At 43.8% G+C, this 14,954-nt stretch carries 13 protein-coding genes; 3 read left to right on the forward strand and 10 right to left on the reverse strand.

Going from position 1 to position 14,954, the window contains the following annotated elements:
• Positions 1-11 precede the first annotated feature (11 nt).
• Positions 12-3,155 (reverse strand): efflux RND transporter permease subunit, encoded by a 3,144-nt coding sequence (locus WKT12_RS03795; RefSeq protein ID WP_340318824.1) that lies wholly within the window; start codon positions 3,153-3,155, stop codon positions 12-14.
• A gap of 9 nt (positions 3,156-3,164) precedes the next feature.
• Positions 3,165-4,280, reverse strand: coding sequence for an efflux RND transporter periplasmic adaptor subunit (locus tag WKT12_RS03800; protein ID WP_340318825.1), 1,116 nt, complete (start codon positions 4,278-4,280; stop codon positions 3,165-3,167).
• 200 nt (positions 4,281-4,480) lie between these two features.
• Here WKT12_RS03800 and WKT12_RS03805 point away from each other — a divergent pair, with 200 nt between their 5' ends.
• Together WKT12_RS03805 and WKT12_RS03810 are read left to right on the forward strand one after the other, a co-directional pair.
• A complete protein-coding gene (locus WKT12_RS03805) occupies positions 4,481-5,494 on the forward strand; it encodes a sensor histidine kinase (RefSeq protein ID WP_340318826.1) in 1,014 nt (337 codons plus the stop codon).
• A gap of 19 nt (positions 5,495-5,513) precedes the next feature.
• Positions 5,514-6,224, forward strand: coding sequence for a LytR/AlgR family response regulator transcription factor (locus WKT12_RS03810; protein ID WP_340318827.1), 711 nt, complete (start codon positions 5,514-5,516; stop codon positions 6,222-6,224).
• 293 nt (positions 6,225-6,517) lie between these two features.
• On the opposite strand, the gene WKT12_RS03815 is transcribed toward WKT12_RS03810, so the two are convergent.
• The 6 genes from WKT12_RS03815 to WKT12_RS03840 form a co-directional block, all read right to left on the reverse strand.
• Positions 6,518-8,428, reverse strand: coding sequence for a DEAD/DEAH box helicase (locus WKT12_RS03815; RefSeq protein ID WP_340318828.1), 1,911 nt, complete (start codon positions 8,426-8,428; stop codon positions 6,518-6,520).
• Positions 8,429-8,535: 107 nt separating this feature from the next.
• Positions 8,536-8,745: a helix-turn-helix domain-containing protein gene (locus WKT12_RS03820; RefSeq protein WP_340318829.1), complete on the reverse strand. Its 210-nt coding sequence runs from the start codon at positions 8,743-8,745 to the stop codon at positions 8,536-8,538.
• Positions 8,746-8,750: 5 nt separating this feature from the next.
• Entirely contained in the window at positions 8,751-8,984 is a 234-nt protein-coding gene (locus WKT12_RS03825; protein WP_294597762.1) for a hypothetical protein, read from the reverse strand.
• A gap of 13 nt (positions 8,985-8,997) precedes the next feature.
• Positions 8,998-9,636: a DUF2975 domain-containing protein gene (locus tag WKT12_RS03830; protein ID WP_340318830.1), complete on the reverse strand. Its 639-nt coding sequence runs from the start codon at positions 9,634-9,636 to the stop codon at positions 8,998-9,000.
• Between the two features lie 9 nt (positions 9,637-9,645).
• Positions 9,646-10,461 (reverse strand): CPBP family intramembrane glutamic endopeptidase, encoded by an 816-nt coding sequence (locus WKT12_RS03835; protein ID WP_340318831.1) that lies wholly within the window; start codon positions 10,459-10,461, stop codon positions 9,646-9,648.
• Between the two features lie 16 nt (positions 10,462-10,477).
• Positions 10,478-10,918, reverse strand: coding sequence for a DUF3836 domain-containing protein (locus tag WKT12_RS03840; RefSeq protein ID WP_340318832.1), 441 nt, complete (start codon positions 10,916-10,918; stop codon positions 10,478-10,480).
• Between the two features lie 282 nt (positions 10,919-11,200).
• Here WKT12_RS03840 and WKT12_RS03845 point away from each other — a divergent pair, with 282 nt between their 5' ends.
• Positions 11,201-13,309: a glycoside hydrolase family 97 protein gene (locus WKT12_RS03845; RefSeq protein WP_340318834.1), complete on the forward strand. Its 2,109-nt coding sequence runs from the start codon at positions 11,201-11,203 to the stop codon at positions 13,307-13,309.
• Positions 13,310-13,378: 69 nt separating this feature from the next.
• Here the strand turns inward: WKT12_RS03845 and WKT12_RS03850 are convergent, their stop codons facing one another.
• Positions 13,379-14,317: a bifunctional riboflavin kinase/FAD synthetase gene (locus WKT12_RS03850; protein ID WP_340318835.1), complete on the reverse strand. Its 939-nt coding sequence runs from the start codon at positions 14,315-14,317 to the stop codon at positions 13,379-13,381.
• Between the two features lie 8 nt (positions 14,318-14,325).
• Entirely contained in the window at positions 14,326-14,940 is a 615-nt protein-coding gene (locus WKT12_RS03855) for an HAD family hydrolase (protein WP_340318836.1), read from the reverse strand.
• Positions 14,941-14,954: the final 14 nt, after the last annotated feature.

Below are 14,954 nucleotides of genomic sequence, written 5' to 3' on the forward strand. Positions count from 1 at the left end.
TTCATTTACATTTATTTCTTTTCTACATTCGGTAACTGTCGTTCGGGCATCAGCTTTTCCTGTAAGAATTGGAATACCATAAACAAGGGTGGAACAATGAAAAGCAAAGCGATGGTTCCGATGAGCATACCGCCTACAGTACCTACACCGATGGAAATGTTTCCGTTGGCACCAACTCCTGTTGAGAACATCAGCGGTAACATACCGAAAATCATGGTGAGAGAGGTCATCAGAATCGGTCGTAAACGGATCTGAGCGGCAGATACGGCTGCTTGCATGATTGTCATGCCGTGGCGACGACGTTCTGATGCATACTCGGTAAGCAGAATGGCTGTTTTAGAAAGCAGGCCGATCAGCATAATCAATCCGGTTTGCAGGTAAATGTTGTTTTCCAGTCCGAACATCTTGGCAAAGAGGAAACTTCCCGCCAGTCCGAAAGGTACTGAAAGAATAACGGCCAAGGGTACGAACAGACTTTCGTAGAGCGCACATAGAATCAGGTAAATGAAAACTACACAGATGACGAAGACCAGTGTCGTAGTATTACCCGTATTGGATTCCTCACGCGACATACCGCCGAATTCAAATCCGTATCCGGTAGGCAGTGTCTGTGCGGCAACTTCCTGTATGGCCTTGATAGCCTGACCGGAACTATATCCTGTTGCGGCTGCACCGTTTACTTGAATTGCAGAGAACAGATTGAAACGTGTCAGCATTTCCGAACCATATACTCGCGTCAGTTTCAGATACTGGCTGATAGGACTCATGTTTCCAGAATCGTTCCGGACAAAGATGCTGTTAAGCGATTCTTTGTCGAGACGGAATTCGGGCGGAGCTTGTACCATAACACGATACAGTTTCGAGAAACGGTTCATGTTGGAAGCATAGTTACCGCCGATATATCCTGCCAACGTACTTAATACATCAGCAGGTGATACACCATTGCGTTTGCAGCGAGCTGCGTCTACTTCGACAAGATATTGTGGAAATTTCGTGTCGAATGAAGTGGTGGCACGTCCTATTTCAGGGCGTTTGTTTAATTCGTCAAGGAACAGGCGGGTATATTTCAGCAAATCTTCTGTTGTTCCACCTTTCTGGTCCTGTATATATACTTCGAATCCACTGTTCACACCATAACCCGGAATCATCGGACGAGTGAAAGGCATGATGTCGGCACTGGAGATAAAAGCCGTACGGCGACTGATTTCTTCCATGACAGCGTCAATGGCGTCTTCCTTGTCGGGGCGTTCGCTCCAGTCTTTCAGTCGGATAGTAAACATACCATTGCAGGCTCCTTGTCCACTCAACATAGAGTTTCCGGTAGTATTAGAGTACAATTCAACTTGCGGAATGGTACGCAGGCAACTGTCTACTTGCTCCATTACCTTACGTGTTTCTTGCACGCTACTTCCCGGAGAAGTACGTACATCGATAAATACTGTACCCATATCTTCATTCGGAACAAGACCGGTTTTGGTAGTCATCATCAGCAATGCAAAACCGCCGCATGCCACGACAAGCAATGATCCTGCCAGCCATTTGCGTTTGAGCATGAAAACGACCCCTGTTTTATATTTTGTTACCAGACGGTGAAAGGCTGTATCGAAAGCAATGTGGAAACGAGAAGAAAAACTCAGCTTGCCTCCGTCTTCAGCAGTCTGATGAGGTGTCATGATGAGGGCACACAATGCTGGACTCAGTGTCAATGCGTTAAGCAATGAAATGGCTACGGCTGCTGCCATGGTCAGACCGAACTGGGTATAGAATGTACCGGTTGTTCCACCAATGAAACTTACAGGAATAAATACAGCCATAAACACAAAAGTAGTAGTGACCAGTGCAGAGGTAATGCCGTCCATGGCATCGATAGTAGCCAGATAAGACGACTTATATCCTTCGTCGAACTTTGCCTGCACGGCCTCTACCACGACTATGGCATCATCGACCACAGTACCGATTACCAACACCAGCGCAAACAGGGTCAGCATGTTGAGGCTGAACCCGACAATTGAAAGAAAGGCAAAGGTACCCACCAGTGAAACGATGATGGACAAGGCAGGAATAAGTGTAGAGCGCAAGCTCTGCAAAAATACATACACTACCAGTACCACAAGGATAATGGCTTCAATCAGTGTCTTGATAACGCTTTTAATAGAAGCATCGAGGAAGTCTTTGGTACTCATCAGGTCGACAATCTTGATGCCTTTGGGCAGTGTCTTGGAGATTTCGTCTATGGTACGGTCTATCTCTTCGATAATCTCATTGGCATTCGAGCCGGAAGTCTGCGCTATCATAATGTTACATCCCGGATGACCGCTTACTTCTCCAATATAATCGTAAGCGCGTGTTCCCAGTTCGATGGTTGCTACATCTTTTAGACGGAGCACTTCGCCGTCGGGCAAGGACTTGATGACCATATTTTCATAGTCTGTTTCGTTTTCGTAGCGGCCTCGGTATTTCAGGACGTACTGAAAAGTATTTTTCGATTCGGCTCCTAAAGTTCCGGTTGCTGCTTCTACGTTTTGTTCATCAAGTACCGTTGTGATATCCGAAGGTACGAGTGAATATTTTTGCATCTTGTTCGGATCGAGCCAGATACGCATAGAGTATTCGTAACCAAATACATTGACTTCACCTACTCCGGCAATACGTGAAAGTCGGGGCTCGATGTTGATTTTCATGTAGTTGGTCAGGAATGCTTCATCAAAGGAATCATCCGGACTGTATACGGCCAACTGCTTGATGTTACTGGTTTGTCGTTTACGTACAGTAATACCACTTTTGGTAACCTCGGCGGGTAGTAATCCCTCGGCCGTGGCGATACGGTTCTGCACGTTGACGGTAGCCATATCAGGATCGGTACCTTGTCGGAAATAGACCGTTATTTTAGCCGAACCATTGTTGGAAGATGTAGAAGTCATATACATCATGTTTTCTACACCGTTAAGCGCTTCTTCCAGTGGTACTACCACACTTTTCAAAACAGTTTCGGCATTTGCACCTGTATAAGTGGCTGAAACACTGACTGTAGGAGGTGCTATCTCCGGAAACTGCTCAATAGGCAGCTGTGATAAGCCGATAAAGCCCAGTATCAGAATAAGCACGGAGATGACTCCCGCAAGTATAGGGCGGTCGATGAATGTTCTTATCTTCATGGCATTCGGTTATTTATCTGTTGAAACATGCTCTGTGTTGATGGCGGTACCCTCACGCATTAATCCGGCACCTTCTGCAATGATTACATCGCCTTCTTTCAGACCGGAAAGAACAATATATGTTTGTCCGTCGTTGTATTTATACACGGAAATAGGAGTGGACTGAGTCTTTCCGTCTACCACCTTCCATGTGAAGATGCGATTCTGCAATTCGTAAGTAGCCGATTGTGGAATGACGATACAATTTTTATGTACTGTGGGTATGGAAACAATACCGCTTCCTCCGTTTCTCAACAGATGTCCCTGATTGGGGAAGGCTGCACGAAGCGTAACTCCTCCCGTACCTTCATCTACAGTACCGCTGATTGCGTTAATGTGACCAGCTTCCTTGTATGCATTGCCGTTGCTCATAGTCAAGGTTACAGCAGGCATTTTGCGGCAGGCGTCTTCCAGCGAGCCATATTCCTGAATAAGGTTGAGCATCTGGTTTTCAGCCATGGAGAAATACGCATAAATTTCTGCATCGTCCGATACGGTGACGAGCGGTTCGGTGATACTGCTGCTTACCAGCGCTCCCACACGATAAGGAATCATGCTTGCCACTCCGTCTACCGGACTCTTTACTTCCGTATACGAAAGATTATTCCGGGCATTTGTTTCTTCAGCTTTTGCCTGAGCCAGTGCTGCTTCGGCTGCAAGTAATTCATTACGGGCTGTCTGGCGGTCAAAGTCGGATACAACCTTTTCTTTATACAGCTCTTCTTTACTGTTTGCGGTCAGGCGTGCAGTCTGTAGCTGTGCCTCGGCACTTTTCACATTTGCCAACGCTGTTTCCAGTGCTGCCCGATATGGAACCTGGTCGATGATAAACAATACTTGTCCGCGGCGTACGGCATCTCCCTCGTTAATACGTATATCTGTGATGGTACCGCTGACTTGAGGACGCACTTCGACAGCCTGACGTCCGCGAAGTGTAGCCGGATAATCGGATTGTAAGGTCTGATTGCTTAAGGCAACAGCCAGTGTTTTGTACTTTTCGCCGGGCATCTCCTGCTTATTGTTGCCACAGGCCACAAGCAGCGGCAAGCAGCATAGCATGAAATAAATGCTTGTCTTAATATTCATATCAGTATAAAATGTTTATTGGTTATTTTTTGTCTTGAGGCAACGATTTGCGTACGCTGCACATACAAACTTACATAGAACACGATGAAAAACAGAACATGTGGTGATGAATAGGGCGGATGTGGTGACGAACGTGTCTTGCAGGAAAGGCTGTTGGTCGTGAAAATGTAGTATCTTTGTTTTCAGAAAAGTTTATTCCTATGAAAAATAATCGTCGCATAGCCCTATACATTGACTTGCTATTCTGTCTGGTCATTATACCGCTTGCCATTATGTTGCTGCCGGTAGATCGATGGATTGTACATAACACTGCGTTTCTCATAACTTTGATAGTATATGTCTATGTCTTGTATTTTGTTTACCGCTGGGTATGTCTGCCTAAACTCTTTATGCAGCGGAAATATCTGTCGATAACCTTGCTGATGCTGTGCTTCGTGGGAGTGACAGAACTGCTGACTTATTTTCCGCTTCCGGCCGAGATGGTAAGTGATACCAGCAGGCCGGCCGAAGTGAGATTGCACATGCGTACACAGACTATCTGGTTTTTCTTTCTGGTAGTAACCGGGTTCTCGCTGGCCATTGAACTGACATTCGAACTTTTCCGGCAGATACTTTCACGTCAGGAAGTGGAAGCCGAGAAAAACAAGGCCGAACTGGCGCTTTATAAGGCACAGATTAATCCGCATTTTTTATTCAATACACTGAACACACTGTATGCGCTGGTACTTTCCGGATCGGACAAGACTGAATCGGCTTTTGTCAAATTTTCCAATATCTTGCGCTATATGTATGCACAGAGTGGAGCTGAATTTACTTCTGCCGACCGCGAACTGGATTATATCCGCCAGTATGTCGATTTGCAGAAACTGCGCCTGAATTATCATACACGGGTCGATTTGACGATAGAAGATGAGAACAGTCAGCTACTCATTCCGCCCATGATACTTATCACATTTGTTGAAAATGCTTTTAAATATGGTACCTCGTCCGATCAGGATTGTACCATCCGCATTTTCATTCGGGTAAATACCGGACAGTTGTTATTGGAAACAGAAAATCTTGTCATGCGCCGTCGTGAGGACGAACGGCCGGGCATAGGCATTGCCAATTGCCGCAAACGTCTGGAATTGCTCTATCCCGGTCGATATGAATTGCAGGCAGGTGAGACGGAAGGAGTTTACCGGGTGCGCTTGGAAATAAGAATGAATGGCTAATTTTAGGAGGAGTGTTGCAATGAACAGGAATTTAAAATGTATAGCGATAGACGACGAACCGATGGCTTTGTTGGTTATCGAACAATTCTGCCGCCGGAAAGGGGGGATCGAACTGACAACTTTCAGCGAGCCGCGTGTAGGGCTGGAAGAAATAGTCCGCTGTAAACCCGATCTGGTGTTTCTGGATATTCAGATGAACAGCATCAGCGGGCTGGAAATAGCCGATACATTACCTCGTGAGTGTTGCTTTATTTTTACCACGGCTCATGCACAATATGCTCTGGAGGGGTTTAATCTGGATGCTGTCGATTTCTTGCATAAGCCATTTGCCTATGAACGTTTTGATACAGCTGTAGAGAAAGCCTTACGGCGCATCGAGGCGCGTCGTCTTGCTACCTCGGACTGCCTGATTGTAAAACAGGAATATACCAATGTAAGTATACCTCTCGACGAGATACTTTACGTTGAGGCATTGGGCAACTATGTAAAGATTGTTCGTTCCTCGGGCGGGCATGTACTTACTCGTACCAATCTGAAATCAATAACCGACTTGTTGCCCGACAGAGCTTTCTTGAGAATACACCGCTCTTATATAGTAGCTGTGAATAAGATAGAGCAGTTTACCCGCAGTCAAGTAAGGTTAAAGGGACGGGACGATTCTCTTCCAATAGGAGAATGTTATGCTGCACGGGTTATTCAACAGCTGAATGGTACGATTGCACCCCGGTAAGTTTTTATGATTACCCGATGGCCTTTGGGCTTTCTGGCGGGATGCTGGAAAAAACGTCTGCATCTTTTCTGAAAATTTGTACAAAAGATTTTATTTTTTGTACAAAAAAAGAATGAAACTTCTGTTTGTTCTTTGGAAAACAGCTTGTAGTTTACGTGTGATTGTGCTTATGTCTGATGGTGAAGCCGGATATATCTTTATAAAATATATCCAGAAGTAGCATTGAAAAGTCTTTTTCACCCGGCAATGCAACCTCTGGATATAATATAAAAAGAGTAAATCAATAACGGATATTATTTTTTACGTTTGCTCCGTTTGGCCCAACCTTCTTCTGCAAAATCGGGTTCTTGACCGCGCAGGGGACGATTGTCGTTCTGGAAGAACTGTTTCCAGTCGTCTTTCTTTTTAGGACCACGTGCTGCCGTATAGCCTCGCTCTTCACGGCTCGGCTTATCCTTTTTCTTATCGGCCTTTGTTTCTTTTCTCTTGGTCGATTTTTCTTCCTTCACGTTTTCCTTGCCACGTTTTTTCCCGCTCTTGTCGCTTTTGCCCGTATTTTCTCCGGCCATTTCTACGATTACCTTACGTCCTTTATTCAATGTTACCTTATTCAGGGCTTTGATAACCATCGGAGCCTGACTTTCGGCTACTTCGAAGAAGGAGAAATTCTGCATCAGGTCAATACGGCCTATCTGTATATGTTCCTTTTTCAGATTCCGGTTGATCAGCTCGATAATCTGATTTGCATAGAATCCGTCGGTCTTTCCTAAATTCAGGAACAGGCGGGCATAGCCTTTTTCGGCTTTGCGTGCCACTTTTTCGCGGTCGCTTCCGCGGTCTTTCCGTTCTTTGGGTTCGCTGTTCTTTTCGTTTGCTTTAGGCTGTTCTATTTCCGGAGCATTTTTATAATATTCCAGGAATCGGTTGAACTCCATCGATACTACCCGTTTGATAAGGTCTTCCTTGCTCAGCCATTCCAGCTTACGGTAAATACCCGGCAGGAATGCTTCGATTTCGTCTTCGTTGACTTTTACCTTTTCGATGTCATCGATTACTTTGATAAGCTGCTGTTCGCAGATTTCCTTTCCGCTGGGCAGTGTGCTGATGGTAAATTTCTTGTTGATGATACGTTCTATTTCACGCATCTTGCCTTTTTCTCTCAGGTTGATGATGGCAATGGAAATACCAGTTTTTCCGGCACGTCCGGTACGACCGCTTCGGTGGGTATAACTTTCCGTATCATCAGGAAGACCATAGTTGATGACATGAGTCAGATCGTTTACGTCCAGTCCACGTGCTGCCACGTCGGTAGCAACCAGCAGTTGGAGATGACGCTGGCGGAATTTCTGCATCACCAGATCACGCTGTGCCTGACTCAGTTCGCCATGCAAGGAATCGGCATTGTATCCGTCCTGAATCAGCTTGTCGGCTATCTCCTGAGTTTCTTTACGGGTGCGGCAGAAAATGATACCATAAACCTGTGGGTAGAAGTCTACTACTCGTTTTAATGCCAGATATTTATCCTTCGCATGTACGATGTAGGCGATATGATGTACGTTCTTGCTTCCTTCGTTTTTGGTTCCGATAGTAATTTCCTTGGCATTGTGGAGGTAGGTCTTAGCGATGCGGGCTATTTCGGGACTCATAGTTGCCGAGAACATCAATGTGTTGCGGTCTTCCGGAACCTGTTCCAGAATAGCGTTGATGCTGTCAGTAAATCCCATGTTCAGCATTTCATCGGCTTCATCCATCACGACGTCGCGTATCGTTTCCAGATGTGCAACCTTGCGTTCCATTAAGTCTATCAGACGTCCCGGAGTAGCTACGATAATATGTACTCCTTGCTTCAGACTTCGTATCTGGCTTTCAATAGAAGAGCCTCCATATACGGGGAGAATCTTTAAATCTGTGATGTATTTAGAATAATCTGTCAAGTCGCCTGCTATCTGTAAGCAGAGCTCTCGAGTAGGACAAAGTACCAGTGCTTGTGGTATGCGATGTTTTACGTCAATTTTTTGTATCAGCGGCAGACCAAATGCGGCTGTTTTTCCGGTTCCAGTTTGTGCCAGAGCCACTACGTCGTTGCGGTTTCCTAACAGATACGGTATAACTTCTTCTTGTACAGGCATGGGATTTTCGTAACCCATTTCCTCGATTGCCTGGCGTATTTCTGCGGAAACGCCGAGTTCTTCAAATGTCTTCATTTATTTCAAATATCTAATTCGGCTGCAAAGATACGGACAATTAATGGATTATCGGCTATAAGAGTTGTTTATTCTTTACTACTTCACAGCCTTTTACCGGAAGAGCTTTACTCTTCCGGCCTGTATTCTAATATATCTCCCGGCTGGCAATCGAGTTCTTTGCAGATTGCCTCCAGGGTGGAAAATCGGACAGCTTTGGCTTTTCCTGTTTTCAGGATGGAAAGATTGGCGGGGGTAAGGTCGATTCTTTCGGCAAGTTCTCCCAGTGAAATCTTTCGTTTCGCCATCATCACATCAAGGTTTACTATAATCGGCATACTGTTTATTTGTTGTTTAGTCTTTTCCACCATTTGGTATAACGGTGGGTTATTTTATAATAGGCAAAAGCTCCGGCATAAAGCCATATTAAGCTTGCAAATATACGCAGAAACCTGTTCTCCAAAAGTGGATAAAAGGTGAGGAAGCAAATCAATTCTAATACGATGAGTGTGGCAAGAAAACTTATAATAATGTAAATGGCTGCCATCGGGCGTGAATAATTGCTTTTCGGTTTCATAGGCGATATGTGGTTAAATGGTTAGGTCGTTTTCTTCCTTAATCTTTACGGCTGTGGCAAAAATCTCTGTAAGTAACACGATCAGGATGACTGAATCCCATTGAAGGGGTATGGGGGTGACACCTGTTACCTGATAACCCGGCAGGGATACTTGTGCAAGGACTGCCTGCTCGATGCTCCAGTTTAATAAAAACGAGAGGGAAGTGACTGCTAACTGGCCGTAAGCTATCCAGCGAAGCCACCAGATGTTGCGGCGGGAAAAAATATCTTGTCGGGTGATACGTATAAGTACACGTATCAGGCAGTAGACACCATAAACAGATAATACGATGACTCCCAAAGCTGTAAATATTGTGGTGATTAGCATGGTCGGAGTTTCTTTGATCAGACAAGTAATTTCTGAAACCTGATAGGACGCTTTTACAGTTTCACCGGGTAGTTGCAAATTCAGACTATCACTTGGACTGGAGATAGGAATAACTCTTACTTCTGCCCTAAATACATGTGAATTTGCTTGTGTGTTGTAAGTAGAAGTCTTTTGTCCGTCTTCAAATCCTTGTTTGAAATCTTTAAAATTACTGCCTATAGCAAAATAGAGATTCAGAGCTAAGGCGAAAATGGCCAATATACCTAATATGCTGAGATGTTTCATAAATTGGGATTATTCGATTGTACTTGTGGGTTGTTCTTCTTTCCATGTCGCAGGCTGTGGAAGCAGTTTCTGGATGTACTTGATGCATACGAAAGTAAGTATCGCTCCCGCAACCGCCATGAGTACTGCTCCTTCGGGGCCGTAGGTGGAAACCATTGTGGCATTCGGATCATCGGAAAGCCAAAAGCTGACAACGGCAGTACTATTGTTGACAAAGTGCATCAATATGCCGGGGAGCAAGCTACCTGTATGATAATAAATCCAGCCTAAGGCCAGTCCTACCACAAAAGCGAAAGGAGCTTGTACCCAGTTGCCATGTACGAGGCCGAATATCAGTGACGATACAACGATGGCCCAGAACGGTTTTTTCCATTTGTGCAGCAGATGTCCCTGAATGGCTCCCCGGAACAATAGCTCTTCTACAACAGGAGCCATGATGGTGATTGCCATGACTCCCAGCGGATGTTGCATCATCATGGCGAAAGTTTCCTGCATGTTATTGGGCAAGTCGGCCAGTTCGTTCAGGTAATTGCTCCACAATCCCATACCTACGATTAATAGGATAGCGGCAATCAGGACCTTTCCGGAGTTGTAATAGGCCCAGGTCTTTCGATCGAGTGGTACATATTTTCCCGCTATCAGGTGAATACCTATAGCGGTTGTAGATAGAACCTGTGCCAGCAGAATGAGGGTTATGTAAGTAGAGTCGGTGGGTTGAGGTAATTCTGTGGTATGATGAAAGATCATATATCCGCACAGGAAAACTCCCATGAATGCCAGTTGGTAGGCAAAATAATACAACAATAATTTGATGGTGCGTCCCATAATGGTTGAATTTTAGTTACTTGTTGTTTTCACTTGTGTCGCAGATAAACGAACGACTGCAATAAGTCAATAAAGAATTCGTATAGTCTGTATAATAAACACTTTGTTGACGATTACGCTCAAAGTTACAAAAAAGTTTGTCCCATTCAGCATAATCCATGATACATATCGAGTCGCTCGACGTAATAGTGAGCAGATAAGCTGGTATCCATGCCTGTTGATATAAATTCCAGCGATATGCTTTCTTCTCGCTCAGTTGTCCTTGTTCGTCGTACTGGTACTCGTATTTCCATTTTGGCGTAAGTGTTTTGCCGTCTTCGTTCAGGGTAGAAACAATCATACCATTGTCTGTTTCTCCATAAATAAAAGTTTCTTTTGTGTTTGCCTTTGTGACTGTTAGTGTCATCAGGATAAACAGGCTTGCCATAGCTGTTCTTTTTAGTAATGTTTTTACCATAATTGCATTGTGTTTGAAGTGTTATTGTTTTATTTGTGCTCTATTTCGATAAATATTTATCGTTTTTCGATATACAAATATAGGCGTTATTTTTATAATGCAAAAGGAAATCGGAAAATATTTATCGAAAAACAATAAATTTTTTCTGCTTCATGTTAAGGAGCTCTTTAGGAAAGCCTTTTAGAATATATAAAAGAAGTTTTCGGGATTACGCTAAGTGTATATTAGCGGATAATTGTTATATTTACAAAAGTATTTATTTTGTTAATCAATAAAGGTATTATGAAGAAACTTATTCTCTCTGTAATGATGAGTCTGTTCGTTGTAGGTTTTTCTTTTGCCCAGACACTGACTTCACCTAACGGAAATTTGGTTATGGACTTTCACTTGTCGGCTGACAAAGTTCCTGTTTATTCGTTGAAATATAAAGGAAAGGATGTGATTCGGGAAAGCAGAATGGGCTTCCAGATACGTCCGTCGTTCGATTTCAGTAAGAACTTTCGTATTGTAGAAACGAAGGAAGATGCCTCCGATACGAGCTGGAATCCTGTATGGGGACAGAATAGTGTTATTCGAGATAATCATAAGGAATTGTTTGTAGCCTTGGAACAAGAAGGTACAGGATGGTTACTGAATATCCGTTTTCGTTTGTTCGATGATGGATTGGGATTCCGTTATGAATTTCCGGTTCAGAAGGAATTACGTCATTTTACCATCAATGAAGAGGTGACGGAGTTTCAACTGGCAGGTGATCATAAGGCATTCTGGATTCCGGCCGACTATGATACCAATGAATTTCAAATAACGACTTCCAAACTGTCGGAAGTTCCTCAACTGATAGACAAGGCGCGCGATGAGGCTTTGGCTTGTAAATCTCCTTCACCAAACCTTGCCGTACAGACTCCGTTGATGCTGAAGTCGGACGACGGACTTTATATCAACATCCATGAGGCTGCTTTGGTTAATTATCCTGCCATGCATCTGAATCTGGATGCGAAGACCTTTTTGATGAGTTCGCATCTTACTCCTGATAAAAATGGTACAAAAGGATACATTCAAACCGGCAGTACCAGTCCGTGGCGTACAATAATCGTAAGTGACGATGCACGTGATATCTTAGCCTCGAACTTGATAGTAAATCTGAATGAACCTTGTAAGCTGGAAGATACTTCCTGGATTAAGCCGACCAAATACGTGGGTGTATGGTGGGAATATTTTACAGGTGGAGGATCTACTTGGGCTTATACTGATACGCAAGATATCGTAATCGGTAAGACTGATTATACACAACTGAAACCGAATGGTCATCATGGTGCCAATACAGCCCATGTAAAAGAGTATATCGACTTTGCAGCGAAAAATGGTTTTGATGCCGTGCTGGTGGAAGGATGGAATGAAGGTTGGGAAGACAATTACGCTTATGCCAAGGAGTTTATATATAGTTTCACTAAAGCTTATCCGGACTTTGATGTGAAAGAACTGCAACGTTATGCAGCATCGAAAGGAGTAAAAATTATTATGCACCATGAAACAACTTCTTCGGTAGCCGACTATGAACGTCAGATGCATGATGCGTTCCGCTTTATGAAAGAGAATGGCTACGATGCTGTAAAGACGGGTTATGTGGGCCCCATCATCCCACGTAGCGAACATCACGATGGACAATGGATGGTGAACCATTACAATCGGGTAGCTGAAACGGCTGCGAAGTATCATATTATGGTTGATTCGCATGAAGCCGTGCGTCCTACAGGTATGTATCGTACATATCCTAACTGGATTGCTCAGGAATCAGCACGTGGTACGGAGTTTGAATCGTTCAATGGCATTCGTCCCGATCATCAGACAATCTTGCCGTTTACCCGTCTGATGGGTGGTCCGATGGATTATACTCCGGGAATCTTCGAAGGTGACCTTTCTGTTTATGGCTCAAACAAGGCAAAATTAGGTACTACTTTGGTGAAACAGCTTGCACTTTACGTAACGATGTACAGTCCGCTTCAGATGGCAGCTGACTTATATCAGAATTATGAAAAATATCCGGATGCATTTCAGTTTATTAAAGATGTGGCGGTTGACTGGGACAATACATATATTTTGGAAGCTGAGCCGGGTGATTATATTACTATCGCCCGTAAGGCAAAAGGAAAGAACGAATGGTATGTGGGTGGAATTACCGACGAGAATAGTCGGGAAGCTGTTATTGACTTGAGTTTTCTTCCGGCAGGGAAGAAATATCAGGCAACTATTTATGCTGATGGAAAAACTGCCGACTGGCGTACAAACCCAAAAGAATATGTGATTTCTACAAAGAAAGTAACAAGCAAAACAAAGTTGAAACAGCGTCTTGCTCCGAGTGGTGGTGTAGCTATCAGCATTAAGGAATTGTAATCTGTTATCATAGTTTTTTGTAATCCCCGATTTCTTTGAATAAAAGATGTCGGGGATTTTTCTATTTTATTACAATAATTCCTTAGCAGAAGATAACAGTCGGGATACTGTTTCACGGTCTGTGTTTAATTGAGTGATCAGATGTTCCAGACTATCAAATTTTTGTTCTTCACGGATAAAATCAATAAATTCTATCCGCATGTGATGACGGTAAATATTTCCTGAGAAGTTGAGAATATGTACTTCGATGCTTAAATCAGAACCATTGTCAACGGTTGGACGATGTCCGATATTTAGCATGCCGGCATAACGTACTTCGTCAATATACGCATATACAGCATATACGCCTTCTTTGGGAATGAGCTTGTCAGGACAAGAGGGGAGGAGATTGGCGGTTGGAAAGCCTAACTTACGCCCTACCTTATATCCGTCTACAACGGTGCCGTCCAGATAATAGCGATAGCCCAGATAATGATTGGCATGTTGTATATCACCTTCTTTTAAAGCCTTGCGTATGACAGACGAGCTGATGGATACTCCGTCTTCTACTAATGCCTGTGCACGAACGACTTCCATGTCTAACTCTTTTCCATACTGACAATAATCATTGAAGCCTTCGCTACGGTTATGCCCGAATCGGTGATCGTAGCCGATAACCAGTACACGAACATTAAAGCGTTCTCTGAGCAGTTGCATAAATTCGCGTGCTGAGAGTAGGGACAGCTCTTGAGTAAATGGAAGCATGATACAATAATCGGCTTCCGTTTGTTGTATAAGATATGTTTTTTGCGGCAGACAAGTAAGCCATTGAGGACGATAACTACTTTGCATGACTTGACGTGGGTGTACGGGAAAGGTTATGAGCGCACTATGGAAGTTCCTTTGGTGGGCTTCTTTACAAACCTGTTCGATAAGGAAACGATGGCCACGGTGTAGTCCGTCGAAGCAACCGATAGTTGCCACGCAAGGTGAAAGTATTTGCTTAATCTCGTCTGTTATAATCTTCATGTAGAAATTTATTTAAATAAATCACCGAGATTTGCTCCCGGTATGTAGTGAGCAGCCTGCATGCCCGTTGAAGCTGCTGCCAGACAATTCGTTTCTGCGTCGTCTATGAACAATGTTTCTGCTGGTTGAAGGCTGGCTTCTTGTAAAACCCTTTGGAAAATAGCAGGATCGGGTTTTGACAGGTGCATGCGATACGACAGGAAAATACGCTCAAAGTACATTGTATAGTCTTTTCCGTTACGGCAGAATGCATTCTTGTAACCATATTCCCAGTGAAGTTCGTTCGTATTGCTTAATAGGAATAGGCGATAGTGCTTACTCAACTCGGTGAGCAACTGGAGCTTTTCTTCAGGAATAGTAAGCAACTCCATATTCCACATACGGTCTATATCCTCATCTGTAAGCGGTTTGTCGATATGTTTACGTATGGCTTCACGAAATTCAGGCGTGTTTATTTTACCACATTCATAATCACGGAAGAATCCCAGTTCGTTAGTACCTGTCAGCAGATCACGCACGTTGACTGCTCCCGCCTGTTCGAAGGCGCTGATACACCCTTCCAGATTCAGGTCTATCAGTACGCCTCCCCAGTCGAAGATGATATTTTTTATTTGTTCATTCATTTTATAACCAATGT

Source organism: Phocaeicola sp. HCN-6420 (assembly GCF_037890145.1).
Taxonomy (GTDB): domain Bacteria; phylum Bacteroidota; class Bacteroidia; order Bacteroidales; family Bacteroidaceae; genus Phocaeicola.

Excerpts from the sequence above, each read along its gene's own strand:
- WKT12_RS03840 (WP_340318832.1), bottom strand. The coding sequence starts at position 10,918 with ATGGTAAAAACATTACTAAAAAGAACAGCTATGGCAAGCCTGTTTATC.
- WKT12_RS03805 (WP_340318826.1), top strand. The coding sequence starts at position 4,481 with ATGAAAAATAATCGTCGCATAGCCCTATACATTGACTTGCTATTCTGT.
- WKT12_RS03820 (WP_340318829.1), bottom strand. The coding sequence starts at position 8,745 with ATGCCGATTATAGTAAACCTTGATGTGATGATGGCGAAACGAAAGATT.
- WKT12_RS03830 (WP_340318830.1), bottom strand. The coding sequence starts at position 9,636 with ATGAAACATCTCAGCATATTAGGTATATTGGCCATTTTCGCCTTAGCT.
- WKT12_RS03855 (WP_340318836.1), bottom strand. The coding sequence starts at position 14,940 with ATGAATGAACAAATAAAAAATATCATCTTCGACTGGGGAGGCGTACTG.
- WKT12_RS03835 (WP_340318831.1), bottom strand. The coding sequence starts at position 10,461 with ATGGGACGCACCATCAAATTATTGTTGTATTATTTTGCCTACCAACTG.
- WKT12_RS03800 (WP_340318825.1), bottom strand. The coding sequence starts at position 4,280 with ATGAATATTAAGACAAGCATTTATTTCATGCTATGCTGCTTGCCGCTG.
- WKT12_RS03815 (WP_340318828.1), bottom strand. The coding sequence starts at position 8,428 with ATGAAGACATTTGAAGAACTCGGCGTTTCCGCAGAAATACGCCAGGCA.
- WKT12_RS03850 (WP_340318835.1), bottom strand. The coding sequence starts at position 14,317 with ATGAAGATTATAACAGACGAGATTAAGCAAATACTTTCACCTTGCGTG.
- WKT12_RS03795 (WP_340318824.1), bottom strand. The coding sequence starts at position 3,155 with ATGAAGATAAGAACATTCATCGACCGCCCTATACTTGCGGGAGTCATC.
- WKT12_RS03825 (WP_294597762.1), bottom strand. The coding sequence starts at position 8,984 with ATGAAACCGAAAAGCAATTATTCACGCCCGATGGCAGCCATTTACATT.
- WKT12_RS03810 (WP_340318827.1), top strand. The coding sequence starts at position 5,514 with ATGAACAGGAATTTAAAATGTATAGCGATAGACGACGAACCGATGGCT.
- WKT12_RS03845 (WP_340318834.1), top strand. The coding sequence starts at position 11,201 with ATGAAGAAACTTATTCTCTCTGTAATGATGAGTCTGTTCGTTGTAGGT.